We start from the raw sequence: 26,999 nt of genomic DNA, 5'->3' as shown, positions 1-26,999 counted from the left end.
TGCCATGGACGCCAGCAAACAGAAGAAACCGCGCGCCGAGCGCGGGCCGCGCAGTTTTGCCGATGTGCTGCGCATGGAGCGTCGGTGCAATGCGCGCGCCCGCAAGGCGCAGGGCATCGCCTCGGGCGGGGAGTGGGGGCTGGCGCTGTCCGGCGGCGGCGTGCGCAGCGCCACCTTCTGCCTCGGCGTGCTGCAGTGGCTGGTACGCAGCCGGCGCATCGCCGATTTCGACTACCTGTCCACGGTGTCGGGCGGCGGTTATATCGGCGGTTGGCTGGTGGCGCTGCTGCACCGCTTCGGCAGCCTCGACCGGCTTACCGCTTGGCGGCTCGACGCCAGCGTCGCCTACCTGCGCCGCTACAGCAACTACCTGACGCCGCACGCCGGGCTGTTCTCGCTCGACGCCCTGGCCGGCGCGGCGATCTACCTGCGCAACCTGCTGCTCAACGCGGCGATGCTGGTGGCGGTGCTGTCGGCCGCGCTGTTCGCGCCGATACTGCTGTCGGCGCTGACGGCGGCGCTGGTGGGCTATGGCCATCATGTCGCGGCCTGGCTGGCGGCGGTGCTGTTCCTGTGGGTGGCCTTCTGGGTGGGCTACGCCGGGCCCAGCAGCACGCCGCCGCGCAGCCGCTTCCGGCGCGAGCACTTCGCCGGGCTGGCGATCTCGCTGCCGCTGCTGCCCGCCTTCCTGCTCGAAGCGCACGGCCTGATGGCCTACAGCCGCAGCATGGCCGGGGTGCCGGCCAGCGGCGTGCTGGGGAGTTTCGTCCTCGCCGGGGCCGTCGCTTACGGCGTGTTGTCGCTGGTGGCCTACCTGGCCTGGAGCAAGGCCCGCTACGGCCGCTTCTTCGTCAGCGCCCAGACGGCCGAGGCGCAGCGCAAGCGCGAGCTGCTCGATTCGCCCGAAGCCTTCTCGCTGAGGATCTTCGCGCAGCATGCGCTGTTCACCCTGCTGGCAGGCAGCCTGGGTGGCGCGATGCTGTGGGTCATCCAGCATTACCTGGCCGGCTGGCTGGCGACTGCGCCGCCGACCGGTACGCCGGGGTTCGCCAGCCTGCTGCCGCAGCTTTACCAGGCCGACCCGCAGGCCTCGCACGTGATCGCTGCGCTGCTGGTGAGTCCGGCGATGTTCCTGGCGGGCTTCTGCACCCTGGCCATCCATGTGGCGGTGTGCCGGCGCCTGCTGACCGAGCACGACCGCGAATGGAGCGCGCGCTGGATCGCCGCCGGCGGACGTCTGCTGCTGCTGTGGTGGAGCGCCTGCCTGCTGGCGGTGGCAACGCCACCGCTGGTGCATGCAGCCGGCAAGATAGGCTGGGGCGCGCTGCTGGCCTGGCTGGCCGCGAGCGGGATGACGGCGCGTTTCGCCAACGCGCTCAATGCACCGCCCACGGCAGGCGGCGGGGTCAAGCGCCGGCTGCTGGTTGCGCTCGGGCCCTATGTATTCGTGGCCGGTGCGCTGGTGCTGGTGGCCTTGCTCAATTTCGAGTTTGCGGTCGCGGCGGGCGGCAGGCCGTCGCCGCTGGCGCTGGGCGTTTCGCCCAGTTGGAGCGACACGGTGATCGCCCAGCAGATCGCCGACATCGGCGTGTGGCGGATCGACTGGGCGAGCCTCGCGCTGCTGTGCGCGCTGCCGGTGGGCTTCGCCTTTGTCGCCGGCTTCGCGGTGGATGTGAACCTGTTCTCTTTCCAGAGCTTCTACCGCAACCGGCTGACGCGCTGCTATCTCGGCGCCTCGCATTTCGTCGATGTCGACGACGCGCAGAAGGTGGAGTGCCGGCGCTGGGGCGGCATGGGCGGACGCACCCCGCATTCGCCCACCGACCTCGACCCGGAGGACGACATGCGGCTGGCCGATCTCCGGCGGGTGCGGCCTTACCCCATCGTCAACACCGCGCTCAATCTCAACGTCAGCAGCGAGACGGCCTGGCAGCATCGCAAGGCGGCGTCCTTCGCCTTCACGCCGCTGCTGAGCGGCTTCCAGTTTCCGCTGTGCTTCGACGGCGCCCCGGCGGCCGAACTGTTCGGCCCGCCGGCCGCCGGGCGCTGGGTGGCCGGCGGCTACCGGCCGACGCGCCATTACCTGTTCGATGGCAACGACGGCCCCAAGCTCGGCCTGCCGGTCGCGATCTCGGGCGCCGCCTTCACCGGCAACGCCGGCTTTCACACCACGCCGTGGATGACCTTCCTGCTGACGGTGTTCGGCGTGCGGCTGGGACGCTGGTGCAGCAACCCGGGGGTGGCGAAGACGTGGAAGCATGCCGCGCCGCGCAATTCGCTCGGCCTGCTGGTCGACGAGCTGCTCGGCCGCACCAGCGAAGCGCGGCCGTACGTGTACCTCAGCGACGGCGGCCATTTCGAGAACCTCGGCATCTACGAACTGGTGCGGCGCGGCTGCGTGCGCATCGTAGCGATCGACGTCAGCGCCGACCCGGATTACGCCTTCGACGACCTGGCGAACGCCATCCACAAGTGCAGGGTCGATTTCGGCGTGGAGATCTCCTTTGCCGACGGCGCGCTCAAGCGCCTGCAGCGCGGCGCGGACGGGCGCTCGTCGGCGGCCGTCGCGGTCGGGCGCATCGTCTATCCGCAGGGGGCCGCGGAAGGCATGCTGATATACGTGAAGCCGGCGCTGATCGGCACCGAGCCGGAGGACATCATCCACTACCAGTCGCAGAACGCGCGTTTTCCGCACGAAACCACGGTGGACCAGTGGTTCTCCGAGAGCCAGTTCGAAAGCTACCGGCGGCTGGGGGAGCACATTGCCGAGCGTCAGCTCTCCAGCGTGCTGGAAAAGCGCGACTGAGGCGATGCGGCTTCGCCGCGCAGCCAGCGCAGTACCTGCTGCGCCACCCAGGCGCCATCGTCCAGCGGCAGGTCGTGGCCGGCGTCCGGGTGCAGCACCAGTGGCTGGTGCCAGCGCGCGGCGATTTCCGCGGAACAACGTACATCGACCATGCCGTCTGCCGCCGAACCGAGGATGAGCATCGGCACCGGCGGCGGATGGCGGGGCGCGCGGTAGCGTGCAGCCGCGGCGAGCTGGCGCAGCACGTTGGCGCGCCGCATCGGATGCTGGCGGCGCAGCGCCACCCAGTCGTCCAGTACCGTGGCCGGCGTCTGTCGGGTAGTGAGGCGCAGGACGGCGGCCTCGCTGGTGCGGACGTCGCGGCTGGCGAGCGCGCGCAGCAGGGCGGGCCAGCCGGCCGGCCGCAGTCGCTGGCGTAGCGGGCTGATGCCGCGCAGGCTGGTGTTGATGAGCACGCAGCCGGCGAGTTCGTCCGGCCAGTCATCCGCCCAGGCCACCGCCACCATGCCGCCAAGCGACATCGCCAGCAGGAAGACCGGTTCGACGATGCCCAGGGCCCGTAGCCGGGTGCGGCAGTCCGCCGCCATGGCCTCGACCCGCAGCGGGCTGGTTTCGGCGTAGCGGCTGCCGCTGCCGGGCAGGTCGAGGGCGATGATGCGCGCGTCCGGCAGGGCCTCGGCGAGCCGGCGCGGGAAATCGCCCCAGTGGCCGGCCTCGCGGGCGAGGCCGCGCAGCAGCACCCAGGTGCTCATCGGCGGGGCCTCTTCGGACGGCGCGGTAGCCGGTTCATGCCGGCGCCCAGCCATACCAGCGCACCAGCGCGTCGCGGCGGTGGCGTTCGCGTTCGGCGCCGGTCGGCCGCCAGCCGCGATGGCCGCAGGTTGCGCGGCCGACGAAATCCAGCCAGTTCACCTGGCGGCGCAGCACCCGCGCCTGGCGGTGGGCGATCAAGGGATTGAACAGGCCCTGCAGCGACAGCATCTGGCGCGGATTCTTCTTCACCCACAGCCACGAGCCCATCTCCAGCGTCAGCGGCAGATGTATCCGGCCGGGATCGGCGCAGGCGCGCTGGTAGAGGTGGTCCCACAGGTCGCCGTGGGCGAGGTACTGGCGGCTTTGCGGCTCGAACACGTAGCGGTGGTGCAGCTGGGTCTGGTCGAGGATCTCGCACAGTGCGTGCATCTCCGGCAGGTGGGCGATCGGTTCGCGGGTGTGGGCGTAGGGAAACCAGATGCGGTCGTTGAGGCCGAAGCCGGAGTGGCAATCCACCGCGATACTGAAGCGGTGGCTGAGCAGTTCGTCCTCTACCACCTTGCACAGGGCGGCGCTCTCCGCCTGCATCGGTGCGCTGCGCACGCCGCGATACCAGGGCAGGCGGGCCGACAGGCGCTGGCCGCCGACCATCATCGCCACCCGCTCGCTGGCTTCGACAGGGGCGTTGCGCATCAGGTCCACGCCCTGGGGATTGGCACGGGTGCCGCGCAGCAGGCCACCAGGATTGACCACCGGCATGAAGACCATGCGCATCAGTTCGAGCTGGCGCTGCAGGGTGGCGTCCCAGCGCAACCGCATCGCAATGCTGCGCAGGAAGCTGATCACCACCGCGGCGCCGATGCGTTCGAGCCCGTGCACGCCGCCGAAGTAGCCGACGGCCGGCGCATCCGGCGAGGGATTGCCCAGGGTGATGGCGTACACCGGTAGCGGCCTCGCGCCGGCGCGGCCGGCGTCGACCTCGCACACCACCCGGGCTTCCATGGCGCCGTCCAGGTGATCGACGAGGCGCTGGAGCTCTGCCAGTTCCAGCGGGTCGGCCTCCGGCGCGGCGACGTCGCGCCCGGACGGGTGTGCGGTGTCGGCTGGCAGACAGGGGCGGGACGTGGTGGTGGTCATGCAAGCGCTCGCAGTAGCGCCGGCGGCAGGGGAAGGGGCGGTAACAAGGGGCCGGTTCAATGAAACATGGGTCAGCCGTTGCCGAAAATCAATGTATGCGGTGGGCCCTTGGCTTGCCGGCTTGAAACGGTGCCGGTCTTTGACTAGCTTGCGATTTGACAGGCTTGTTCGGGTGGCGGTGGCAGCCATGGGGTTGCCGGCGCGGACCCGGGCCGGAAAGTGAGCAAAGCATGACCCGTTCGGCAGGTCGACGTTCGGTAGGCCGTTATTCCCGCTGCGCGCTGCTGGTGGGCGCCAATGCCTTGCTGTTGGCGCATGTTCCGGCGGCGGCCGAGTTCAATCCGCCGGGGCGCGAGGTGCGTCCGGCCCCGTTGCGCGTCATGCTGGAGGTGGCGCCGGGCAATTGGGGCGAGGCCGACGTCGCGGACGTGCAGTTGGTGCTCGAATCGGTTGCGCGCGAGTTCCTGTCTCACGTAGCCGCCGGGCACGGCGGCGAACTCCGGCTGCGGGTGATGCCGCGCGGCACGGCACCGCGGGTGCTGTTCGAGCGTGGGGGCGAGGGCGAGTACATCGTGCACCTTACCGCGCGCAACCAGCGCTGGTACCAGTACGCCTACCAGTTCTCCCATGAGCTGTGCCACATCCTGTCCAATTTCGACCACAAGGATGGCGGCGCTGCGGACCATGCCAAGGCCAACCAGTGGTTCGAGGAAACACTGTGCGAAACGGCGTCGCTGTTCACGCTGCGGCGACTGGCGAGCAGCTGGGAGACCTCGCCGCCGGCGCGCAAGTGGGTGGGCTATGCGCCGGCGTTTGCGGCCTACGCCGATCAATTGCTGGCCGCGCCCCACCGCCAGCTGCCGCCGGGCCGGACCTTCGACGCGTGGTTCCGGGAGAACCGACCGCTGCTGGAGGCCGATCCCTACCTGCGCGACAGCAACGAACTCCTCGCCGCCGTGCTGTTGCCCTTGTTCGAGCGCGATCCGGCGCGCTGGCAGGCGATCACCTACCTCAATGCCGACACGGCCAGTGCGGGCAAGCCGCTGGCGGGCTACCTTGCGGACTGGCTGAGAGCCTGCCCGCAGCAAAGCCGGGCCGTGGTGCGCGACACCATGGCGGTGCTCGGCCTGACCGAGGTGGCGACCGCAGGCGCTGCGGCTTCTACCGATCCGAGCTTCCTCCTGCGTTGAGCGCCGCGGTGGCGGCGCCCGGCGCGGCGGCGAGTCAGCCGGTCAGAAGCGGACGGCCTGTTCCTTCTCGCGCAGATAGCGGTTGAGGTTGTCGATGTAGTTGTTGAACCACACCGAACCGGTGTCGAGCTGGACGAAGTTGGAGACGTAACCGTCGAAGCCCGCCATCGGGCCTTCCGGTCCGGCGACGCCATAGGCTTCCTGCGCGTCCTTGGCGGCGATCTCCTGGTTGAGCGTTTCGACGTAGTAGTCGAACCACATCGACCCGGTATCGCGGCCGGCGAGTTCCGACACCATACTGTTGAATGCGGCATCCGAGCCGCTGCCAGCGGCGCTGGCGGCAGCGAGCGGCCACAGCAGCAGGCTGGCGCAGCAGACCGCCCCCATCAGACGTGCCCTGAAGTGTTTCATGGCGTTCTCCTGGAACAGAGGGTTGCAGCGCCGGGGGTGGGATCGTGGCGGCGGGTCGGTGGCTAGCAGGGATTCGCCGCGGCTGTCGGGCAGATGGCGCCGGGATTCGGCCTTCTGCTTCTCTATAGGTTCGGCTTCGGAGGCGGTCAAGCATGCTTTGCGAGCGCTGCGGCCTGCACCCTCGAGCGCGGCTCGTGCCATGGGCACGAGGGCGAAACGCAGGGCCTCAGGGGGCGTCGTCTCGCGTGTGGCTGACCCAGATCAGCCTGTCGGTGTCGATGCCGACGGCGCGCGCCTGGGCGAGGAGTTCGTCGCGCACCGGCTCCGGCACTTGCCTGTCGCGGGCAAGGATCCAGAGGTAGTCGCGGTCGGGGCCGAGCACCATCGCCCAGCGGTAGGCGCTGCGGTCGAGCGCGATGATGTTGTAGCCGCCGTAGAAGGGGCCGAAGAACGAGACTTTGAGCGAGGCGCGCTCCGGATCGCCGGTGAACAGCGCCCGCCCCACCGCCTCGCGCCATTTGCCGCGCACCGGGTCGTAGCCGCGGTTGATGACTTCGACGCTGCCGTCCGGCTGGCGCTGGTACCGGGCGCTGACGTCGGTCAGGCCGCGTTCGAAGCGGTGGTCCAGCCGGGCGATTTCGTACCAGCGGCCCTCATAGCGCGCCAGCTCGAAGCCGTCGACCACATGGATGCCTTCGGGAGGCTGCGTCGCGCACGCGGCAAGCGCGAGGATGCCCGCCAACAGGATGCCGTGGAGCAGCTTCCGGCCAACTTCTGGAAAGTGGAGGGAATTGATATTTGTCATGGTCAAAAGTAGGTCTGGAGACGGTGTTCAGAATGGCGATATCAAGATGAAATTTAATTTTCTACTTAAAAATAGCGCATTCAGTGAGCAAGAGGGCTGTGGGTAGAAGTGATGAGTTAATCTATATTGTCCTGGACAAAATAGACAGCCTTGAATAGTATTTTCACTACTTTAGTGGTAGAGGCCGGTTAGCCGGCAGCAAGGGGAACGAGGCAGCGGCGGCCGGCTTCCCCGGTACGACAGGCGTCGCATCCCTTTCGAAGGAGCTCATCGATGTTCGCTTTGTCCAGTCAGATCCGGCGCCAGCTTGCCGAATCCCAGCAGGCCCTGCAGCAGATGGAAGACGTGCTCGGCGCACTGGATCGCACCATGGCGATCATCGAGTTCTCGCCCGATGGGCGGATACTCAAGGTCAATGCCAATTTCTGCCGCAGCATGGGCTATGCAGCCGAGGAGATTCGCGGCGCGCACCACCGCGTGCTGTGCGACGAGGCCTATGCGCGCTCCGCCGAATATGCCGATTTCTGGCGCCGTCTCGCGCGCGGCGAGGCAGTCAGCGGCAAGTTCCGGCGGCTGGGCAAGGGCGGCGGCGTTGTGTGGCTGGAGGCGTCCTACGTGCCGGTGACCGATCGCGACGGCGCCGTCACCAAGGTTGTCAAGCTCGCCAGCGACATCACCGCGCATGTGCAGGAGAGCACCTATGCACAGAATCTGGTGAGCGCGCTCAACCGCTCGATGGCGGTGATCGAGTTCGACATGGAGGGCAAGGTGATCACCGCCAATCCCACCTTCCTGCGTGCCATGGGCTACTCGCTGGAGGAAATCCGCGGGCGCCATCATCGCATGTTCTGCACGCCGGACTACGCGGGCAGCAAGGACTATCAGGCGCTGTGGCAGCGGCTGAACCGCGGCGACTACTACGCCGGAGAATGCGAGCGGGTGACGAAGAATGGCCGCAGCGTGTGGATGGAGGCGACCTACAATCCGGTGCTGGACGAATCCGGCAAGCCCTACCGCGTGATCAAGTTCGCGGCCGACATCACCGAGCGGGTGCTGCGCCACCGGGCGGAGCAGGACGGCGCCCGCGTCGCCTACCAGACCTCGGTCGAAACCGAGCAGGTGTCTACCGCCGGCGAGCGCATCATCCTGCAGGCGATCGACAAGATGCACGCCTTGTCGGGGCAGGTGGGCGTGTCCGCACGCCAGGTCGAAAGCCTGGCGGTGCAGGCCAATCGCATCACCTCCATCGTCAATACCATCAGGGAAATCGCCGACCAGACCAATCTGCTGGCGCTCAATGCCGCGATCGAGGCCGCGCGTGCGGGCGACAGCGGCCGCGGCTTCGCAGTGGTGGCCGACGAGGTGCGCAAACTCGCCGAGCGGACGAGCAATTCAACCAGCGAGATCGCCGCGATGGTCCGCCAGATCCAGGACGAAAGCCGGGCCGTGATAGGCAGTATGGAAAGCAGCCAGGCCGCTGCAGAAGAAGGCGTGAACCTGGCCAACGATGCCGGCGCTTCGATCAACCAGATCCGCCAGGGTGCGCAGCGGGTGGTGGAGGTGGTGAAGTCCTTCTCACTTGCGGTCGCGGCCTAGGGCGGTGTCAGCCCGCCTTGCGGAAGGTGAGGTTGAGCCGTCGCCGGCCGAGCAGCGGGTGTGCGCCTTCCTTGAGCGCCAGCACGCCGTGATAGCGCAGCCGCGCCGGCCCGCCCCACACCACCACGTCGCCGTGTTCGAGCGGAATGCGCCGTGCCGGCTCGGAGCGCCGCAGGCCGCCGAACAGGAATACCGCCGGCAGGCCGAGCGAGAGCGACACGATGGGCTGGCGGAAGTCGCGCTCGTTGCGGTCCTGATGCAGCGACAGCCGCGCGCCAGGTTCGTAGCGGTTGATCAGGCAGGCGTCGGGCATGAAGTCCGGGAAGCCGGCCGCCGTGGCCGCTGCCGTCGCCAATTCGGCGAAGACCGTCGGCATCGCTGGCCAGGGACGGCCGCTGACCGGGTCGCAGGCGTCGTAGCGGTAGCCGCTTTCGTCGGACACCCAGCCGAGCGGGCCGCAGTTGGTCATCGCCACCGACATGCGGTAGCCGCCGGGGGTGAGCATGTGGCGGAAGGGCGCAGCGGCGGTCACGCTATCCACGGCGGCCAGCAGGCTTCGGTCCTGCGCCAGGGCGTAGCGGCGCAGGACGACGGCGCCTTCGCACACGGCTTCCTGCCAGGGCGCGCAGCTGTCGGCGAACAGATCCGGCGTCATCGCTCGTCCCGCGATTCCGCCTCGCGCAACAGCAGCGCGCGCTTGCGTTCCACACCCCAGCGGTAGCCCGACAGGCCGCCGTCGCTGCGTACCACCCGGTGGCAGGGAATCGCCACCGCCACCGGATTGGCGGCGCAGGCGCCGGCCACCGCGCGTACCGACCTGGGCGCGCCGATGCGTTCGGCGATCTCGGCATAGCTTGCCGTGCGGCCTGCCGGAATTTCGCGCAGGGCCTGCCACACCCGTTGCTGGAAGGCGGTGCCACGCACGTCCAGCGGCAGCGCCAGGCCGATCGCCGGGGCCTCGACGAAGCCCACCACCGTCGCCACCGTCTGCTCGAAGCCGGCATCGCCGCCGACCAGGCGGGCGCGCGGGAAGCGGTCCTGCAGATCCCGCAGCAAGGCTTCCGGGTCGTCGCCCATGAACACGGCGCAGACGCCGCGCTCGCTGGCTGCGACCAGGATGGCGCCGAGCGAGCACTGGGCGATGGCGAAGCGGATCTCGGTGCCGGCGCCGCCGGCCCGGTAACGGCTGGCGGGCATGCCGAGCACCGCGTCGGCCTCTGCGTAGAAGCGGCTGTTGGCGTTGTAGCCGGCGTCGAAGATGGCCTGCGTTACCGTGGTGCCGCTGTCCAGCCCGGCGCGCAGGCGCTGTGCGCGGTGGGCGGCGGCGTAGGCACGCGGGGTGAGCCCGGTGAGCTTGCGGAAGATGCGGTGGAAGTGGTGCGGGCTGAGCCCAGCCGCAGCCGCGAGCGCTGCCAGCGTGGGCGGCGCTTCCGCCTCTTCGATCAGCCGGCAGGCGGCGGTGACGCCGGCGGCGTGCTGTTCGGCGAGCGCAGGGTGGTCGGGCCGGCAGCGCTTGCAGGGGCGAAAGCCGGCCGCTTCGGCCGCCTCGCGGCTGGCGTGGAAGCGGACGTTCTCCGGCCGTGCCCGTCGCGCACCGCAGGACGGCCGGCAATATACGCCCGTGGTCGCCACCGAGTAGAAGAAGCGGCCGTCGGCCGCCGGGTCGCGCGCCACCACCGCCGCCCAGCGCGGGTCGCGCTCGGTGGCTGCGGCGAGTTCGGCCTTGAGTGCGGCCTTGCCGAGAGGGGCGTTCATGTCGGGTTTCTCGTGTTTCTACGGGATGGCTGCAAATCTAGCCGCGGATGCGGCGGCGCGCATCCCGCGTCTTGCTGCCGAATTCGACCGTCGCGGCCGGGGTCGGGTTGCCCGTCGCCAGCGTCGCAAGAAACGGGAGGCCGGCCCATCGCGCCTGCGGCATCATGCAGGGCTCGTCGCGAGCGCGCAGGACCGCCATGGCAGAAACCGAATTCCGTGACCGGCTCTACCGGCAGGCCGCCGAGCAACTCGCCGCCATCGATGGCGACTGGGCCCGGCTGGTGGCTGCGGTCGGCCCCTGCACCCACGAGCCGCGGCCGGCGCGCGAGCCCTACGAGGCGCTGGTGCGCGCCGTGGCCTATCAGCAGCTCAACACGCGGGCGGCTGACCGCATCGTGGCGCGTTTTCTCGACCTCTATCCCGGCTGCGAATTTCCGGCGCCGGAGCAGCTGCTGGCGACCGGTTTCGATCAACTGCGGGCCTGCGGTTTTTCCGCCCGCAAGATCGAAACCATACAGGGACTGGCGCAGGGCCGGCTGGCCGGCTTGGTGCCGGATCGCGACGAGGCCGATGCAATGGAGGACGAAGCCCTGATCGCCCGGCTGGTGAGCTTGCGCGGCATCGGCCGGTGGACGGTCGAGATGCTGCTGATCTACACCCTGGCGCGGATGGACGTGATGCCGGCCGACGACTTCGGCGTGCGCGAGGGCTACCGCCACCTCAAGTCGCTCGCCGCCTTGCCGGGCCGGCGTGAAATGGCCGAGGCGGCACTGCCGCTGCGGCCCTATCGCACCATCGCCGCCTGGTATCTGTGGCGGGTGTCCACCTTGCCTGACTACACGCGGCGCAGCCGGGTAGTGCCCGGCTGAACCGCCGCCTCAGTACGCGTCGAGCCGCCTCAAGCGTACTGACGCCCCCTTGGGGCCGCGCACGCAGTGAGCGTGGGGGCTGTTTCAGTGGCGCCCGGCCACCCGAAGCCACTGAACGCCCCCTTGGGGGGGCGAGGCAGGGGTCTCGCGGCGTACCACGCTGTGCCTGCCGAGCGGGCCGGCTGTGCAAAGCCGGCCCTACGCGCACGCAGTGAGCGTGGAGGCTGTTTTGTCTCAGTGCAGCTTGAGCCGGCCGGATACCCGCTGCTGCAGCAGCCGTGCCAGCGCCAGCACCGCGGTCTTGCCGGTGCCGAGGATGGCGCGGTGGTGGTTGAGGTGCAGCGACATATACATCCACTTGGCGATCAAGCCTTCGACGAAGAAGTTGCGGCCGGACAGCCCGCCCATCAGGTTGCCGATGCCCTTGTTCTCGCCGAGCGACACCAGCGAGCCGAAGTCGCGATAGACGAAGGGGGCATCGACACGGCGTTCCTGCTGGGCGGCGAGCAGCACGCCGGCCAGGTAGTCGGCCTGCTGGTGGGCGGCCTGGGCGCGCGCCGGCACCAGCTTGTCGTCGTGCCAGATGCAGGCGGCGCAGTCGCCCAGCGCATAGACGCCGGGGACCGAGGTCTCCAACCTGTCGTTCACCACGAACTGGTTGATGCGGTTGGTTTCCAGCCCAAGGCTGCGGTTGGCGTCCGCCGCCTTGATGCCGGCGGCCCAGACGATGATGTCGGCGGGGATTTCGCCGGCGCTCGTCATCAGCCGGTCGCGCTTCACTTCCGTCACGCGGGTGTTGGTGAACACGCGCACGTTCTTGCGCTCCAGCGCCAGCCGGGCCTGGGCCGATATCTGCTCCGGCAGACCGGCGAGGATGCGGTCGGCGGCTTCGACCAAGGCGATGTCGAGGCGGAAACGCTGTTCGCTGCCCAAGCTCTCGAGCAGCTCGCTGTGCGCCTCGATCAGTTCGGCGGAAAGCTCCACGCCGGTGGCGCCGCCACCGACGATGGCCACGCCCAGCGTCTTCTCGGTGGAGAAGGAGGCCTTGGCGAAGGCGGCAAGCAGCTTGGCATGGAAGCGCTGGGCGTCGCTCGCGTGTTCCAGCACATGGGCGTTTTCTGCGCCCGGCGTGCCGAAGGAGTTCGAACCGCTGCCCATCGCCAGCACCAGGCGGGTGAAGCTTACGGTGCGTGCCGGCACCAGCACTTCGCCACGTTCGTCACGGGTCTCCCCCAGGGTGATGAGGCGACGCTCGCCGTCGAGCGCGGCGAGTTCGCCGAGCGCAAAGCTGAAGTGGTTGCGCCGTGCCAGCACGGTGTAGGACAAGCCCTCCTGGTGGGCGTCCAGCGTGCCGGCGGCCACCTCGTGCAGGGTCGGCTTCCAGATGTGGAAGACCGCGCGATCCACCAGCAATACGCGCTCGCGGCCCTGGCGGGGGCCGAGTTTGCGGCCGAGGCGGGCAGCCAGCTCCAGACCGCCGGCGCCGCCGCCGACGATCACGATGTCGAAATGCATGTCGGGCATCCTTTTGATTAGTTCCGTTTATCAGTATCGCCCGACTGGGGTCTTCATTGCATCTGTGTGAAGCGGTACGCCTGCCGCAAGTGGCACGCGCCGCGCAGGCAGCTACGCTGGGAGTAACGGAAGACCGGCAGGAGACAGCGGTGACCATGTCGAACGAGGGTGGGGTACGCCACGGCCCAACGGCCTGGGTGCTGGCGGGGGGCGGCAGTTTCGGCGCGGTGCAGGTCGGCATGCTGCAGGCGCTGGTGAACTATGGCGAAGCGCCGGATCTGGTGATCGGCTCGTCGGTCGGGGCGATCAACGGCGCCTATTTCGCCGCCCAGCCGGATGCCGCTGGCGTGGCGCGGCTGGCTGCGCTGTGGATGGGCCTGCGGCGGAGCGAGGTGTTTCCCGTCACCTGGCGCAGCCTTGCCCGGCTCGCACGCAACGACTTCGTGGCCGATTCCAGTGGCTTGCGCAGCGTGTTGGAGCGCCATCTGCCTTACCGCAACATCGAGGACGCAGCAGTGCCGCTGCACATCGTTGCCACCGATCTCCTCGGCGGCGTTTCGGTGTGCCTGTCGCACGGACCGGCGGTGGACGCCATCCTGGCGAGCTGTGCGATTCCGGCCATCCTGCCGCCGGTGAGCATCGACAACCGGTATCTGATAGACGGCGCCGTTTCGGAGAACACGCCGGTGAGCGTGGCCGTGGCGCTGGGAGCACGCCGGGTGATCGTGTTGCCGACCGGTTTTGCCTGCTCGCTGGAAACACCGCCGCGTGGCGCCCTGGCCAGCGCCTTGCACGCGATCACCCTGCTGGTGGCGCATCAGCTGGTGATGGAGCTGGAGCGTTGCCGCGACCAGGCGGAGATCGTCACCGTGCCGCCCTTGTGCCCTCTGTCGTCTTCGCCCTACGACTTTTCCGCGGCCGGCGCACTGATCGAGCGGTCTGCCGAGCAGACGCAGCGCTGGCTGAGCCACGGCGGGCTGAACCGCCAGAAGGTACCGTCGGCCCTGCGCGCCCATCTGCACTGAAGCGGCGTAACTGGCGCGGTTTGAGCCTGCCTACTACGATCAGAGGGTCGGACCGATCGGAGGATTTGCCATGAAGAGCGTGGGTAGCGTGCTCCGCGCCAAGGCCGACTGGACGGTGCACCGCATCGCGCCGCAGGCTTCGGTGTTCGAGGCGGTCAAGCTGATGGCGGACGAGGCGATCGGCGCCTTGCTGGTGATGGACGGCGAAGATCTCGTCGGCATCGTTACCGAGCGTGACTACGCCCGCAAGGTCGTCCTGGTGGGGCGCTCGTCGCGTGACACCCCGGTGCGCAGCATCATGTCCTCGCCGGTGCTGTGCGTGCGGCGCGACCAGAGCAATGAGGAATGCATGCAGCTGATGACCGAAAGGCGACTGCGTCACCTGCCGGTGGTGGAGGATGGCCGCGTGATCGCACTGGTTTCGATCGGCGACCTGGTCAAGGACATCATCTCCGAGCAGGAATTCATCATCGAGCAGCTGGAGCACTACATCGCCGGCGATCGCGGCTGAGCCGGCTCAAGGCCGCAGGCAGCCTGCAATGCGCGGCAACAGTTGCACCCGCGTCGCCGCTGCGGCCGGCGCTAAGCTTCCCCCTTGATACGGCGTGTCGTCGGGCGACGACGCCTTGCCGGCACCGGACAGGGGAGTAAAGCATGCAGGCGGCAGATTCGTGGATTCATCGTTTCGGCGGACGGGGAGGGCGCATCGCGATGCTCGCCGCGGCCCTGTTTCTGCACATGGGTACGGCGCAGGCGCGTGAGCTGGTGTGCGTCGGCTATCTGGGCGAGGTCCGGCTGGACGACAATCTCGTCGTACCCGAGGGCGAGACCTGTGTGCTCGACGGTACCGTCATCCGCGGCAACGTGGCGGTGGAGCGGGGCGCCACGCTGGAGGCGCGCGGTGCGCGCATCGCGGGCAACCTCAATGCCGAACGTGCGGAAGGGGTCAGGCTGGTGGCCGATACCGATGTGCGCGGCAATGTGCGCATCCGTCGCAGCTGGGCCGCCGATGTGATCGACGCCGGGATCGCCGGCAACCTGCAGCTGGAAGACAATCGCGGCGCGCTGCGCATCGGTCGCAACGAGGTGGCTGGCAATGTGCAGGCGGTCGGCAATCGGGGTGGCCTGCGCATCTACCGCAACCGCATCGACGGCAATCTGCAGTGCGGCAACAACCGGCCGTGGCCCGACGGCGGCGGCAACCGGGTTCGCGGCAATCAGGAAGGGCAGTGCCGGCGGATGTAGCGCCGGCGCGCGGCGTTCAGTCCTTCAGCGGGCGTCGCTTCGACGGCCCCGGCTTGCGGCCGCCGGCGCGCAGGGCGGCGGCCAGCGCCCGCTGCGCCCATATGGCCGCGAGGTCGCGGTCGTCCAGGATGTCGTCCGGCGCGCGATAGTAGGAAAGCCGGATCGGCTTGCCGCTGCGCACGTACTCGAAGGGAAGCAGGCCCTGCGCCTCGAATTCGCCGACGCTCTGCGCGTCGGCCTTCAGGTAGAGCGTGTCGTCCACGACCAGGCCGAACATCAGGCCGTCGTGATAGATCCCGTAGCCGCCGAACATCCGGCGCGCAGAAACCGCACCGAAGCGTTCGAACACCTCTTCCAGGTAAGCGACGTATTCGTTCATGGGATGGAAGTCCGGTATCGGTGAAAACCACGCCGAACATCTGGTGCCTTGGGCGAGACTCGATAGCCCACGAAAACACTCACTAAAACACGCTATGTCGTAATTCCGTCGTTACGCGGCCCGACCCTGTAACACGCGCAAGTTTAACGCCTTCTCCACGAACTGGTATATGTCCGACTCTTGAAAGCACTGCAGCCGGAAATACGCCCGCTTCTCGAAGTAGTTGTAGAGATCATCATAGATGCCTGACGCCTTGATGCACGCATACGCACGAGTCGCGTTAAAACCATTGCGCGCATAAACCGACAACAGATTACCCAACGCCAGCATCAGATTCTTCTCGTTACCGACCCCGGGCGTTTTCTTAACCCGACGGTAGGCAAAGTCGCCATCCGGACACGACCACCGGACATCATCAAGCAGGAACTGCCACATCGGCGCGTAATAACGCGCACCACGCGCCGACACCCGACGCTCAGACCGGAACGAGTTAAGGCCGTAGGCCCACAACCCCTGCAGATGCCCGCAAACGCCCCGGAGACCAGCCCACACCGCCGACTGGAAACTAAACCCGTAATCCATATCCTGAGCCATCCCACGGCCAAAATCAGCCAGCACGGAATGATGAAACCGGAACTCCAGCCGCCACACCGGACGCTCAGGGTCATACGCCGACCGGTCAAACGACTCCCCCGGAGCCTGCGACCAGACATTAGCCCAAAAATCCATCTTATCCGCCGCTTTCGCCTGAACATCCTTGCGATACATCGCAAACTGCACCGTCGACGCCGAACCAAACAAATACGACTGACCATTGCCGAACACAGATGCAATCTCACCCATGTTCATGTACGACACGTTCCCACCCGAGTGAACCGACGAACGTCGAGCACGCGTAATCAAAGTGTCCTGAAAGTCCTTAGCAGGCTCCCAGCCCTGCACATCCACGCATAGATGCACCGCGACACCGGACGGAACCGCACGCTCAAGAAAACACCCCGCCAACACTCCAAGCTCCGCGTGCATTTGCTCATCCGACCGTGGATAAATCCAATGCGGTGATGCCTCGATCTTGACATGCGAACCTTCATCGGTTTGTTCGCAATACCGGCTTTTCAGAAAGCAGATCAAGCCAAGATCAGAATTCTGCAGCCGATACTGATAACCCGAAGCCCCGCCCGACCCAACCGCCCACACATGCCCGCCAAGTTCGATACATTCGCCGAAACCGGCTTGAAAACGCTCCGAGACATCCGCCAACACATCCACCCGCAACACACCGGAATACAACTGTTTCACGGTATCCAAACCGTGATGCAGCACCCGGACCCCTTCTAAGTTTTCCTGTCCAAGTTCAGAAAGGAAAAGCCTACCCCTATCGTCCGAATGCCCCTCGACCAGACTCGCAATGCTGAATCGCTCCCACCGCTTCACAAGCTTATTCATACCATCCCCGATCTATTGTGTTGCAATGTGTCAGACTGAAACGCTATGTCGTATGTTCATGAGACGTGCTACAGGCCCGTCTCAGCCACCCCGGTTTTCGCGGTACCGTCGTCGCACGCTCCGCCGGTACCGCGAAAACCCATAACCCAAAACTATCGAACGCCGCCCCACGTATCCGCAGCAGCAACACCACCCCAAGCACCGCCACCAACGCCCACAGCAGCCGCAGGAGCACCGGACGCCCCCTGACCCTCGGACCGCACCGCGCGCCCGACCTGAGGCCGCGCACCGTCATCCCACGCCACAAAGTAACCATGCGCCGCAATCTCGCGGCACAACGCATCCGCCATGCCGAGCCGAGTTGCCTGCGACGTGTAACAGACGCACGCCGAAGCGCTCGCAATGCAGCCAGCCGGATGCGGCGCACGCACCGGCACCGTCACCTTGTCGTAAACAGGCGCCGTATGCGGCAACCCGACCACGCGCGGCTTACGATCCTCAGCCCAATCCAGCCCGGCCGTCACCGGTTGACCAGGAGACGGCGACGCAGACACCACCCCCGACTTACCCGCCACCGCCACCGACTCTTGACCCTTCCCCGCCGACCCACGCACCCACGACACCACGAACCAAACCAACACACCAGCCACGACAAAAAACACCGGCAACGCCACCAAACGGGCCGGCAACCGCATCTTATGTGTATGTACCGTAGCGGAGACATACGCATCAAAAAGCGCTCTCGGATACACCACTTGCTCTTTCAGACTCCCAGCCCTCGACTTTACAACCTCATCCCGAACACCCTTAAAACGATGGACCGTAGCCACCTTCGAACCAAACGCACGCACAACGTGCATATGCTCCCCGACAAGCCGACGCAAATTCACATCGACTAAACCCGGATGTTGCGTAATGAAATAAATATCAAAACCTTTATGCCGATGCGTCTCCAGTTCTGAAACATATTTCGGAACCCGCGAACCATTCTGACGAGGACGGTAAAGCTCTTGACATTCATCGTGCAAAACAATCGCGCCGTCCGGTAACTCATACCACTTCTCCGGATCATCCAACTTGACCCAGCCCGGAAACAACTCCGGCTTGAGTATCTCAATCCCTGAATAATAGACCGCTCGATTTTCACTCGCCGCTCGCTTCATCACCGCAGCCAGCGTCAACAACGTTTTTCCATCACCCGGCGCACCGGTAACCAAAATAATCATTGCGCCAACCTCGCCAAGAACACACGACCTGCCTTGACATACGCCATCGCCATGTAGCCGGCAAGCACAATGTTGATTCCATCGAACAACCCACAATATGCCGCGAACTTCAGCATGATTGCGCCCCAGTGCGTGGACGAACCGGAGAACGCGCCAACCACCGTATTGAAATCCGCAATCATGAAGCCAACGATCAGTTCAAGCCCCTTAGCCGTTACCAGCGTAAGCCCAGCACCCACGAGAATTGCACCCGCCTTCGATGCGAAGAATTGCACCAAGCCCGAAATCAGACCACCAATAAACGTAGCAGCAAGCAGCGGAACAGCCATCGCACACCCCCTTAATCCAATTTCATGAAACCGCGAAGAACGATCATGTACGCGATCAGATGCACCATCAGCCGAATGTAATCAGCGATCTGGCACAGGAACTCCGTATTGAACGTATATGTGGTGCCCTTGAACTCGAAATAGGGCGGAGGCATACATTCGCTTGTGAAAGTCACGTAGTCCTGCCGCGCCTCTTCAAACTTCTGGCCCAAGTCAATATCCAGATCACCGGACTTGTTCATCGCCGCGTCAATCACACCCTGACCCGGCACCGCTGCCAGCGTTTCGTTATAAATCTCGGATAAGGGATTCGCCTCTTCCGCCCACTTCATCGCGCAACGCTGTTCATGCAAGGTTTTGGCAACGGCACAATCAATCGGATCGCCTTCGCATTGATACGCGCTGCAGTCCCCGGACCATTTGCGCTCCGGCTCTTTCTTGCAGATCGCCGACGCCGCGTTATCCTTACAAAAGTCTTCTAGCGGATCGTCGCTTTGATCCTCGCCGCTCCCGCTGCCACTACCGCCACCAGTCCCGGCAGTCGTTGTCGTAGTTTCCGAGCAATTCCCCGCCGCATCACACGTTCGTGTCGTTGTCGTCGTTGATCCATCCGACCCGGTTTCCGTCGTCGTCGTCGTAATCGTGCCGTCCCCGTTATCCGTCGTCGTCGTATCCTTTGTGGATGTTTTAGGCGCAGTCGGAACCGGGTCCGGGTGCGGATCATTCTCCGCACCCGTATTAGGGTCATAACAAATGTTCTGCCCGTTCGAATACAACGAGACCCAGCCGGCCGGACACGTGTCGTCAGGAACATCAGTCGTACTACTCGACGCCGTTTCCCCCGTTGAACACGTACCGCCAGTCTTTTGATATTCCCCATTCATGTAGTAGTGATATTCGCCGCCGACGAGCGCGCGACTACTGATGTCACCGGTCAAGACGACTTCGCAGCTACCAGAGCACGCAACGCGCATCGAAGAGCTTATTTCCGGCCTGATTCCAATGTCGTAATAGCCCGACGACGTGACCTCTCCCGCAACACACGGCGGAGGCGGAGGCACGCCACACAAGCCTGTCGTAGTATTACGGACCTGACCCGACGAACATGCCTGAGAAACGGAACTAAAAGTGACAGTCACATAAAAATATTGAGAGCCACCCGCCGATGATGTGTACCTAACATTGATCTGCGAACTAGTAGGCGAGCCAAATCCATCTGTCGTATACGTCGCGCCCCCGGAAACATGAGTTGTGCCCAACGTATAAACACCCTGTATATATGACCACGGTGCCGACGTAGAGTCCCACTGCCGACCGACCAAATGCTGATTCGCAGTCGCCGATTTAACCGCCAACTCATGCCCCGAATTTGAAGCCGCAACGCCTGTTATCCGATATGTCCCCGCCCAAGCCGCAGACGCCGCAAACATAATGACAAACGGAAGCAAAAACGCGACAGCGTTACGCCCGCCGCGCGACAGGCCACACCACGCCCGCCAGATCAATCCGCCAAGATTAGCCATACCGCCCCCAGTATCCCGATCAGCACCCAAGTCCCCATTTCCACACCTCAGAAAAAAAGGGCGCATAAGCGCCCTGGGGTAGAACTACGGGCCGCAGCGAATTACATCGCCGAACGGACCCACTTGAAGACCTTGATGCCCACGATCACCAGCAGCACCGCCGAACCGATCGCAGCGATCGGAGCCGCAGCACCGGCAATCTCGGTGACCACACCGGTGACATCCGGAGCCGCAGCCATCGCGGACACCGGCACCAGCGAAACCAGACCCATCGCCGGAATGCCGGCACGCTTCATCAGATTCTTGATCATGATTCACTTTCCTTTTCATCGACAGTTTTCAAAGTCCGGATCAACAACCGGAACACGTAAGCAAGCGCCCAAAGCGCAAGGATCGAACCCGCTACCTCTGAACCTTGCTCCGGCGTCAAAGCGAACGGAGAAACACTCAACTCCGCCGCACTCTGAACAACCAGACTGCACCCCGTTACTTCAACCGGCTGAGGATCAACCGCAACCAGCACGCCCGATTCATCCACAGCCACGCACAACATAATCAACCCCTAAATCCAACCCATGTACCACGCCAAAACCACCGCATTACCGATCAAGATCAACCCCAAAGTCAGCCGCTCCAACATCACAACCCCCTTTCAGTAAGCCGCATCACGATCTATTGAAAAGGTGCCGGTTACAGTTTCCGGCCCTGACTCGGCGGTAGAGATTGACCGCCTTACAGGTGACTTACGGGGGTATTCAGGAAGCAGGCTTCTGGTCCGGAACACGACCCACCGGCTTGAACGCGATGCAGACTTGCTTCTGTTTGCTGCCCGACGTGACGGTTTCCATCGTCATTTCCGCTTCGATAGGGAAGGGAAGATGCTTCACCTTCTCGAAGTTCGAGGAGTCGCCCCACTGGTAGGACGCACCGGCGAACCCCTTGGCAGTGCCCTGCGATTCATCGAGCATCGTTTGAACATAGACCGTCGTCGTATCGAACTTGCGACCATCGATGATCCCCGAGAACGATTTGATGCCAAGAACCAGACCTTTCGTGACGTAAGACATTTGCGAATCTCCGAACTCAGTAGAAAACCCCGCTCGATTTGGCCGTTATCGCGCTGCGGGATATGCGCGCGGCACCGAAAACTTTTGATTCTGCTGATGCAGCCTTCGCATGCTCAGGCTGCATCGATCTTTCCCTTACCGCGTTTCACGCTGCACCCTGCACGGGTTTTCGCCGTGTCGCACGTAACATGCACTGCAGTCATCACCGCTATTCCTGTCGGAATTCCTGCGGAAATCCGACAGGAAAGACTCGCGCCGGTAACTGCAGAAACCTTGGGGCGCCGCCCCAAACCCCGCACTCGCCGTGAGGCAGCCGCCGGGGGAATTAACCCCTTCCCCCGGCAGCAGCCGGGAGCGTTTTAGTGTTGCGCCGATCAAGAGTTCGCTTCGCCGCTCGGACTGGCCGTGTTCGCTTGTTCGCGGCAGCGGCGGGACCCTTGCTTCTTTCGTCAGGATCGCCCCCGCCACTCGACCCGCTTGCCCCGAACACAACCAGACCGACCGCCCTTGACGGTAGCCGGCCGAGCTGCGCGCCCTAACCCCAAAACCGGCGCACGCTCGGCGCAGCTCCGTCAATGCACATCCGCTGCCGATTGTTCCGAGGCCGCCGGACTCGCGCTCTTGCTCCCGCCCGAACGCTTCCGAGTCCCGCCGCTGCCGCTTCCGAACTTCCTGCGGAACTCCTCCAGCTCTCGCTGTGCCGCATCCAGCGCCGCCTGCTGCACCTGCACCTGAACCCGTGCCTGGGTGAGCTCTGCAACCACCGCATCCGCCCGCTTACGCTCCCGCTCCGCCGCCTCTTGCGCCGCCAACTGCAAACCCCGCGACGTTTGCGCATCCGCCCGCAACGAGTCCCGCAACAACTCCGCGTCATGCGCTGCCTGCCGCCAGCTTTCTACGTCCGCCTGCACCTGATCCGCCCACTGATTCGCCGCCGCAACTTGCTCCAAAAGCTCCGCTTTTTCCGCTTCCCACACCAGACGCGCTTCATTCGCAACACCAAGCGCCACTCGAGAGGCCACCGCCCACAAATCGCCCGCCGCCAAGGTGAGCTTTTCCAACACTTCAGCCGGAACCGGAGACAGCTCCGCCCCTTCCTTCGCGGCTTCCGCTGATTCCTTCCATTCCTTCAACGCCGCCGTGATCGTGCTGTAACTGCCAGAGCCAAGACGCCGCCGAACTTCCAGCGCAGACGCCTTACCGCCTTCCGCGTCAATCTCCGACGCAACCCGGAAAACATCCTGTTTCGTGATTGCCATGCTGAAATCCCCCGCTTGATTACGACTTGCACACCCCGGCAAGAATCGCCCCGATTCGAGCCGTATCCGCCTTGCCGAAGAACGGCACAAATACATCCCGCAGGATGCAAGCCGCCCGTTCCGGCCCCTGAACACCCGCAACCCGATCAATCCCGCGAATCGCCCTCGCCACCGCAGCACGCGCCACCCCGAGCGGATCAATGCCGACGCGCTGAACATCGCGGATCAATTCCAGCTTCAACTGCCTCGACAGGAATTCAACGCTTTTCATATACGCCCGCCCGATGTTCATCATTCGCCCCCGCGATTGATCACAAGTCCCGATCCGGCGCAGACATGCAGTCCGCGTGAAGCTTCGCCAGATTGATAAACCGATGCTTCCCGATCTGAACAACCGGAACATGCCCCTTCTCACACATGCCCCGCATTACCCCTTCCTCAACACCAACAAGCTCCGCGAACAGCCGCCAGTGCATGACCGGCACAGACGGTGCCTGCACAACCTTGATGGAATCGCTCATATCTGACACTGTTCACCACTGTGAACCACAATCGATTAATTACTAAGGATTCTAGCAAAAACTAAGAATCTTAGTGATGATATGTCACTATCAGATATTCAATACAGATTGAAAAGAATTATTGACAGGCAGCTGCCGTCAAAAGCCTCTGCAGAACTCGCAAAGAAAACCGACGTGAGTGCTGCAATGTGGAATCACGTCTATCACGGACGCGTAAAACCAAGCGCCGAACACCTAGAACACCTATGTCGACTCTATCCTCGCTACACCCTATGGCTTATGACAGGCCAGACCGCCCCAGACGCCGGACAGACCAGCCCGGACATTGAACAGCTTGAAGAATTGAAAAAGGCCGTCAATCACTGACGGCCCTTAATAGGAGAAGCAAAGATGAAAAGCGCAACGCTCGCAGCACTCGCTACCCTGACCCTGTTTGCTACCACCACACAAGCAGCCGACCCGAACAACAACAGCGAATGCAAAGCCCTCAAAGCGCAGATCAAACGCATTGACGAAGCCGCCCGCAAAAATTCCACCGAATATCTAACCGAACAACGCCGCCAAGCCGTAAAGCGATTCAACGAACTCGGCTGCAGCAACTTCGATTAACGTAATTACAGCATTACGTAATTACACTGCAAGCCGGGCCGCAATCTCATCCGGCTTTGCATTGTAATAGACCATCAGAATCCGCAAGTCCCGCACCCCGACCATCCGCGCCAGATCGAGCACATCGAGCTTACGAGCCAGCCGCGTAATTGCTTCATGCCGCGTATCGTGGAAGTGTAGATCATCAATCAAGGCTCGCCGCTTCACCTTCCGGAACAGCGCATCGATCTGACTCGGCACCAGTCCGAACACCGGCCCATCACCCCGAGGCAGTGTATCCAAGATCGACAACGCAACAGGCGACAACGGAACCGAACGAGCCGAACCATTCTTAGTTAGCGGCAACCTCGCCACCGGCCCGGACACATTCGCCCAGGTAAGCCCGCATATCTCGCTTGCCCGCATCGCTGTTTCAATGGCGAAGCAGAACGCCGCACCACACCGCGCAGTCACGGTATCCGGAACCTCACCCAAGCGATACCCAAACCCCAGCAACAGACGATCAATCTCGTTTTGCGAAATACGCCGATCACGAGACGGAGGCGCTTTAGGACGCGCGACCCCCTGAAACGGATTCTCGCGCAACCAACGCCACTCTTTAACCGCCACCGTGAACGCGTGACTCAACAAAACCCACTCACGCAACACCGATGCCGCCGAAACCTGCGCTAACCGCCTATCCCGCCACGCGGCAACATCCGCAGGCGACAGATTCGGAAGGCGAACATCCGCAAGCTTGTCCCGCAGAAACAGACCGATCCGCATCCGCTCCCAACGCTCGCCACGCTTACGAACCGAAACCTCATCGCGGTAACGCTCCAAAAGCGCCGAAACCGGCTTATCGAGCACCACACCACGAACGCCTGCAAAAATCTCCGCCTCGACAGTCGCCGCCCAGGCTCTAGCCTCAGACAACCGGCTAAAGCTCGCCGACTTGCGCACACCCAACCGGCAGACCTGCACCTGATAGACAGCACCACGCTTGCGAAACGTCGCCATACACACCCCTTGTCGTAATCAATGTCATAGCCGTGTCGTAAGCACATCCGACACAACGCAACACATCGGACCACGCAAGAAGCGAGGCAAACAAGCAAACCCTTGATATAAAACGGGAATGCGTTACATAGTGGTTTATTGTGGTTGCAGAAAAACAACCGTTGGTGCCTTGGGCGAGACTCGAACTCGCACGGCTTTCGCCACTACCCCCTCAAGATAGCGTGTCTACCAATTTCACCACCAAGGCTTTCGAGTCGCGAAGAGTTCGCGGCTGCGGAAAGGGGGCGGATTATAGCCAAAGGACCATAACGGTCGTCAAGTCCTCCTTGCGGTTGGGAAAGTGAGCGGTCGGAAGCGGGGGCCGGCCCTGTCACCCGGCCAGCTGCTGCCGGCCGACCGCACCCAAGAGTTCGCGCATCCAGCGATGGCTTTCCACATGGTGGGTGCGCTCGTGCCATAGCAGGTAGAAGCGCATGCGCGGAAAGTCGAAGGGTGCGGGCAGCACAGCCAGCGGCAGGTAGGCGGCGAAGTGCTCGGCGAAATGGCGGCTGGTGGTAAAGACCAGGTCGGTGCCCGGCAGCAGGTGCATCGCCATGCCGAAGTAGGGCAGTACCACCGCCGCGTTGCGCGACAGCTTCATGCTTGCGAGATGGGTCTCGACCACGCCGCGGTGCGCTACCGAGTAGGGCATGGGCACGATATGCGCGGCGCGCAGGTATTCCTCGGCGGTGAGGCCCTTGCGCGCGAACGGGTGGTTGCGGCCGACCACGCAGACGATCTCGTCTTCCATCAGCATCGCCAGGTGCAGGTTGCCGGGTGGCTCCGGCCAGTTGCCGATCACCACGTCGAGCTCGCCGTCAGCGAGCGCACGCTGATAGTCGAAATCCGGCCCGAGTGCATGCACGCTCAGGTGTACATGCGGCGCCTCACGGCGCAGGCGTTCCACCACGCGGGCGAGGAACACCACCGAGAGGAAGTCCGGCGAGCCGACACGGAAGGTGAGCTGGGCGCGCGCCGGGTTGAACTGCTTGGGTGCGCTGAACATGCCGTCGATCTCGGCCAGCGCGCTGCGGGCGCGTTCGTGCAGATCGAACGCTCGCTCGCTGGGAATCAGCCGGCCCTTGTCTACGCTGAACAAAGGGTCGTCGAAGATTTCGCGCAGGCGCTTGAGCGCATTGCTCACCGCAGGTTGGGACTGGTTCAGCTTGATCGCGGTACGCGACACGCTGCGCTCCGCCATCAGGGTGCACAGCACCCGCAGCAGATGGGTATCGAGGGGGGCTGCCGCACGGGGCATCGTCAGGCCACCGAATCGTTTGTGGGTATATCGGCGCAGCTTATAACACGTATAGACGCGGACGCGTTTCGCGCGTCCGGGCGCTCCATATACTGGCTCGCAAGTCATCCAGCCGGCGGCGCAGCAGACGCTGCCGCATACCAAAGGAAGCAAGATGAGCCTCGACATCGCCCACATCAACGCCATGGACCGCAGCGAATTCGTGAACGCATTCGGTGGCATCTTTGAACATTCGGCCTGGGTCGCCGAACGCGCCTGGAGCAAGCGTCCATTCGCCGATCTGGCCGCGCTGCACGCGGCGATGCGCGCGGTAGTCGCCGAAGCGCCGGAAACGCAGCAACTGATACTGCTGCGCGCCCACCCCGACCTTGCCGGCAAGGAGGCACAGGCCGGCACCATGACCGACCATTCGGTTTCCGAGCAGTCCAGCGCCGGCCTCGACGCGCTCACCTCGGCCGAGCTGCAGCAGCTCACCCGCCTCAACACCGCTTATCGCGCCAAGCACGGCTTCCCTTTCATCATCGCGGTGCGCCGCCACACCAAGAACGGCATTTTCGCCGAGTTCGAGCGGCGGGTGGGCAACGACAGCCGCAGCGAACTGCAGGAATGCCTGACGCAGATCTTCGACATCACCTGGCTGCGCCTGCAGGCGCAAGCCACGGTCTGAACGCCGCCCGAACCGGGCCCAGACGCGGCCGGCATCCGGCACACCGATCTTCACCACAAGGGGAACACCATGAGCACTCATGAACCGACGCGGCGGAACTTCCTTGCCGCTGGCCTGGCGATCGGCACCGCCACGCTGCTGCCGGCCCAGCAGGCGCAGGCGGCCGACGCCGCCACCAAACCGGCGGCAGCGCCGGCACAGGCCGCCACGCCCGGCCCTGGGCGGATCACCTTCCACGCCATCGACACCCACCACGGCGCCACCGTCGGCACGCTGCGGGTGGATCTGCTGCGCCTGGAAGGCGGCCAGTACCGTCTGGTGAAGAGCTTCGACACGGTGAAGAACGGCCGTTCCGACGGCGCGGTGATCGAGGGTGAGGCGCTGACCCCCGGCCTTTACGAGATGCTGCTGCATGTGGACGACTACTTCGGCAAGCTCGGCACGCAGCTGCCGTCGCCCACCTTCCTGTCCAAGGTGCCGCTGCGCTTCGGCATCCACGACGCCGGCCAGCGCTACCACATTGCGGTGTTGTTCAACCCGTGGAGCTACTCCTACTACCGCGGCAGTTGA

The 26,999-nt window shown here is 64.6% G+C and carries 31 protein-coding genes and 1 tRNA gene; 10 read left to right on the top strand and 22 right to left on the bottom strand.

The genetic code is table 11. The annotated features are described in order from the left end of the window. Nucleotides 1-4: 4 nt before the first annotated feature. Nucleotides 5-2,806, top strand: coding sequence for a hypothetical protein (locus CJ010_RS14810; RefSeq protein ID WP_141018745.1), 2,802 nt, complete (start codon nt 5-7; stop codon nt 2,804-2,806). Here the strand turns inward: CJ010_RS14810 and CJ010_RS14805 are convergent. Then, entirely contained in the window at nt 2,773-3,558 is a 786-nt protein-coding gene (locus CJ010_RS14805; protein WP_141018744.1) for an alpha/beta fold hydrolase, read from the bottom strand. The two genes, CJ010_RS14810 and CJ010_RS14805, sit on opposite strands and share 34 nt — an antisense overlap. A gap of 34 nt (nt 3,559-3,592) precedes the next feature. Continuing rightward, nucleotides 3,593-4,696, bottom strand: a complete 1,104-nt coding sequence (locus tag CJ010_RS14800; protein ID WP_141018743.1) for a M14 family zinc carboxypeptidase — start codon at nt 4,694-4,696, stop codon at nt 3,593-3,595. A 230-nt stretch (nt 4,697-4,926) separates the two neighbouring features. On the opposite strand from CJ010_RS14800, the gene CJ010_RS14795 reads away from it, so the two are divergent. After that, nucleotides 4,927-5,886, top strand: a complete 960-nt coding sequence (locus CJ010_RS14795; protein WP_141018742.1) for a hypothetical protein — start codon at nt 4,927-4,929, stop codon at nt 5,884-5,886. A 42-nt stretch (nt 5,887-5,928) separates the two neighbouring features. Here the strand turns inward: CJ010_RS14795 and CJ010_RS14790 are convergent, their stop codons facing one another. Both CJ010_RS14790 and CJ010_RS14785 read right to left on the bottom strand, forming a co-directional pair. After that, nucleotides 5,929-6,297 (bottom strand): hypothetical protein, encoded by a 369-nt coding sequence (locus tag CJ010_RS14790; RefSeq protein WP_141018741.1) that lies wholly within the window; start codon nt 6,295-6,297, stop codon nt 5,929-5,931. Between the two features lie 226 nt (nt 6,298-6,523). Continuing rightward, entirely contained in the window at nt 6,524-7,102 is a 579-nt protein-coding gene (locus tag CJ010_RS14785; protein ID WP_141018740.1) for a lipocalin family protein, read from the bottom strand. A 273-nt stretch (nt 7,103-7,375) separates the two neighbouring features. Here CJ010_RS14785 and CJ010_RS25630 point away from each other — a divergent pair, with 273 nt between their 5' ends. Next, nucleotides 7,376-8,698: a PAS domain-containing methyl-accepting chemotaxis protein gene (locus CJ010_RS25630; protein WP_141018739.1), complete on the top strand. Its 1,323-nt coding sequence runs from the start codon at nt 7,376-7,378 to the stop codon at nt 8,696-8,698. 7 nt (nt 8,699-8,705) lie between these two features. Here CJ010_RS25630 and alkB read toward each other — a convergent pair whose 3' ends face one another. The 3 genes from alkB to CJ010_RS25170 are packed head-to-tail and all read right to left on the bottom strand — an operon-like array spanning nt 8,706 to nt 10,652. After that, nucleotides 8,706-9,353 carry a DNA oxidative demethylase AlkB gene (gene alkB / locus CJ010_RS14775; RefSeq protein ID WP_141018738.1) on the bottom strand — a complete coding sequence of 216 codons (648 nt, stop codon included), beginning with the start codon at nt 9,351-9,353 and terminating at the stop codon, nt 8,706-8,708. Further along, nucleotides 9,350-10,453: a bifunctional DNA-binding transcriptional regulator/O6-methylguanine-DNA methyltransferase Ada gene (gene ada, locus CJ010_RS14770; protein ID WP_141018737.1), complete on the bottom strand. Its 1,104-nt coding sequence runs from the start codon at nt 10,451-10,453 to the stop codon at nt 9,350-9,352. Before ada ends, alkB begins: the two co-directional genes overlap by 4 nt. A gap of 37 nt (nt 10,454-10,490) precedes the next feature. Beyond that, entirely contained in the window at nt 10,491-10,652 is a 162-nt protein-coding gene (locus tag CJ010_RS25170; RefSeq protein ID WP_168224966.1) for a hypothetical protein, read from the bottom strand. On the opposite strand from CJ010_RS25170, the gene CJ010_RS14765 reads away from it, so the two are divergent. After that, nucleotides 10,651-11,322 (top strand): DNA-3-methyladenine glycosylase, encoded by a 672-nt coding sequence (locus tag CJ010_RS14765; protein WP_141018736.1) that lies wholly within the window; start codon nt 10,651-10,653, stop codon nt 11,320-11,322. The two genes, CJ010_RS25170 and CJ010_RS14765, sit on opposite strands and share 2 nt — an antisense overlap. Nucleotides 11,323-11,556: 234 nt before the next feature. Here CJ010_RS14765 and CJ010_RS14760 read toward each other — a convergent pair whose 3' ends face one another. Then, nucleotides 11,557-12,837, bottom strand: coding sequence for an NAD(P)/FAD-dependent oxidoreductase (locus CJ010_RS14760; RefSeq protein ID WP_141018735.1), 1,281 nt, complete (start codon nt 12,835-12,837; stop codon nt 11,557-11,559). Between the two features lie 155 nt (nt 12,838-12,992). Here CJ010_RS14760 and CJ010_RS14755 point away from each other — a divergent pair, with 155 nt between their 5' ends. The 3 genes from CJ010_RS14755 to CJ010_RS14745 all read left to right on the top strand — a co-directional run bounded on the left by CJ010_RS14755 (nt 12,993) and on the right by CJ010_RS14745 (nt 15,107). Beyond that, nucleotides 12,993-13,862, top strand: a complete 870-nt coding sequence (locus CJ010_RS14755; protein ID WP_141020721.1) for a patatin-like phospholipase family protein — start codon at nt 12,993-12,995, stop codon at nt 13,860-13,862. A 70-nt stretch (nt 13,863-13,932) separates the two neighbouring features. Further along, nucleotides 13,933-14,373: a CBS domain-containing protein gene (locus CJ010_RS14750; RefSeq protein WP_141018734.1), complete on the top strand. Its 441-nt coding sequence runs from the start codon at nt 13,933-13,935 to the stop codon at nt 14,371-14,373. A gap of 143 nt (nt 14,374-14,516) precedes the next feature. Then, a complete protein-coding gene (locus CJ010_RS14745) occupies nt 14,517-15,107 on the top strand; it encodes a hypothetical protein (protein ID WP_240794371.1) in 591 nt (196 codons plus the stop codon). A 16-nt stretch (nt 15,108-15,123) separates the two neighbouring features. Here the strand turns inward: CJ010_RS14745 and CJ010_RS14740 are convergent, their stop codons facing one another. The 11 genes from CJ010_RS14740 to CJ010_RS14695 form a co-directional block, all read right to left on the bottom strand. Continuing rightward, nucleotides 15,124-15,486 carry a TfoX/Sxy family protein gene (locus CJ010_RS14740; RefSeq protein ID WP_141018733.1) on the bottom strand — a complete coding sequence of 121 codons (363 nt, stop codon included), beginning with the start codon at nt 15,484-15,486 and terminating at the stop codon, nt 15,124-15,126. A gap of 111 nt (nt 15,487-15,597) precedes the next feature. Next, nucleotides 15,598-16,932, bottom strand: coding sequence for a hypothetical protein (locus tag CJ010_RS14735; protein WP_141018732.1), 1,335 nt, complete (start codon nt 16,930-16,932; stop codon nt 15,598-15,600). 152 nt (nt 16,933-17,084) lie between these two features. Further along, nucleotides 17,085-18,158, bottom strand: coding sequence for a zonular occludens toxin domain-containing protein (locus CJ010_RS14730; protein ID WP_141018731.1), 1,074 nt, complete (start codon nt 18,156-18,158; stop codon nt 17,085-17,087). Next, nucleotides 18,155-18,487, bottom strand: coding sequence for a DUF2523 family protein (locus CJ010_RS14725; protein WP_141018730.1), 333 nt, complete (start codon nt 18,485-18,487; stop codon nt 18,155-18,157). The genes CJ010_RS14730 and CJ010_RS14725 overlap by 4 nt, the downstream gene beginning before the upstream one ends. 11 nt (nt 18,488-18,498) lie before the next feature. Further along, nucleotides 18,499-19,425 (bottom strand): virulence factor TspB C-terminal domain-related protein, encoded by a 927-nt coding sequence (locus CJ010_RS14720; RefSeq protein ID WP_141018729.1) that lies wholly within the window; start codon nt 19,423-19,425, stop codon nt 18,499-18,501. Between the two features lie 686 nt (nt 19,426-20,111). Then, nucleotides 20,112-20,321, bottom strand: a complete 210-nt coding sequence (locus CJ010_RS14715) for a major capsid protein (RefSeq protein ID WP_240794370.1) — start codon at nt 20,319-20,321, stop codon at nt 20,112-20,114. After that, entirely contained in the window at nt 20,318-20,563 is a 246-nt protein-coding gene (locus tag CJ010_RS14710) for a hypothetical protein (protein WP_240794622.1), read from the bottom strand. Before CJ010_RS14710 ends, CJ010_RS14715 begins: the two co-directional genes overlap by 4 nt. A 202-nt stretch (nt 20,564-20,765) precedes the next feature. Beyond that, a complete protein-coding gene (locus tag CJ010_RS14705; protein ID WP_141018728.1) occupies nt 20,766-21,077 on the bottom strand; it encodes a hypothetical protein in 312 nt (103 codons plus the stop codon). Nucleotides 21,078-21,649: 572 nt separating this feature from the next. Continuing rightward, a complete protein-coding gene (locus CJ010_RS14700; RefSeq protein ID WP_168224965.1) occupies nt 21,650-22,336 on the bottom strand; it encodes a DNA-binding protein in 687 nt (228 codons plus the stop codon). Nucleotides 22,337-22,355: 19 nt separating this feature from the next. Then, on the bottom strand, nt 22,356-22,631 hold the full coding sequence (locus CJ010_RS25165) for a hypothetical protein (RefSeq protein ID WP_168224964.1): 276 nt from the start codon (nt 22,629-22,631) through the stop codon (nt 22,356-22,358). A gap of 16 nt (nt 22,632-22,647) precedes the next feature. Further along, the gene (locus CJ010_RS14695) at nt 22,648-22,857 is read right to left on the bottom strand and encodes a hypothetical protein (RefSeq protein ID WP_141018726.1); all 210 of its coding nucleotides are present in this window, start codon (nt 22,855-22,857) and stop codon (nt 22,648-22,650) included. 390 nt (nt 22,858-23,247) lie between these two features. Here CJ010_RS14695 and CJ010_RS14685 point away from each other — a divergent pair, with 390 nt between their 5' ends. Next, nucleotides 23,248-23,466: a hypothetical protein gene (locus tag CJ010_RS14685; RefSeq protein ID WP_141018725.1), complete on the top strand. Its 219-nt coding sequence runs from the start codon at nt 23,248-23,250 to the stop codon at nt 23,464-23,466. A 21-nt stretch (nt 23,467-23,487) separates the two neighbouring features. On the opposite strand, the gene CJ010_RS14680 is transcribed toward CJ010_RS14685, so the two are convergent. From CJ010_RS14680 to CJ010_RS14670, 3 genes are all read right to left on the bottom strand, one after another. After that, nucleotides 23,488-24,465, bottom strand: a complete 978-nt coding sequence (locus CJ010_RS14680) for a site-specific integrase (RefSeq protein WP_141018724.1) — start codon at nt 24,463-24,465, stop codon at nt 23,488-23,490. A 162-nt stretch (nt 24,466-24,627) separates the two neighbouring features. Beyond that, nucleotides 24,628-24,712 (bottom strand) — tRNA-Leu (locus tag CJ010_RS14675). A gap of 123 nt (nt 24,713-24,835) precedes the next feature. Then, the gene (locus tag CJ010_RS14670; RefSeq protein ID WP_371415668.1) at nt 24,836-25,762 is read right to left on the bottom strand and encodes a LysR family transcriptional regulator; all 927 of its coding nucleotides are present in this window, start codon (nt 25,760-25,762) and stop codon (nt 24,836-24,838) included. A 154-nt stretch (nt 25,763-25,916) separates the two neighbouring features. Here CJ010_RS14670 and uraD point away from each other — a divergent pair, with 154 nt between their 5' ends. Together uraD and CJ010_RS14660 are read left to right on the top strand one after the other, a co-directional pair. Then, nucleotides 25,917-26,429: a 2-oxo-4-hydroxy-4-carboxy-5-ureidoimidazoline decarboxylase gene (gene uraD / locus CJ010_RS14665; RefSeq protein WP_141018723.1), complete on the top strand. Its 513-nt coding sequence runs from the start codon at nt 25,917-25,919 to the stop codon at nt 26,427-26,429. A gap of 69 nt (nt 26,430-26,498) precedes the next feature. Continuing rightward, nucleotides 26,499-26,999, top strand: a complete 501-nt coding sequence (locus CJ010_RS14660; protein WP_141018722.1) for a hydroxyisourate hydrolase — start codon at nt 26,499-26,501, stop codon at nt 26,997-26,999.

The organism is Azoarcus sp. DD4, from assembly GCF_006496635.1.
In the GTDB taxonomy this organism is placed as follows: domain Bacteria; phylum Pseudomonadota; class Gammaproteobacteria; order Burkholderiales; family Rhodocyclaceae; genus Azoarcus.
Note: the sequence above shows the minus strand (reverse complement) of the source record. Positions and strands in the feature narration are given on the sequence as shown.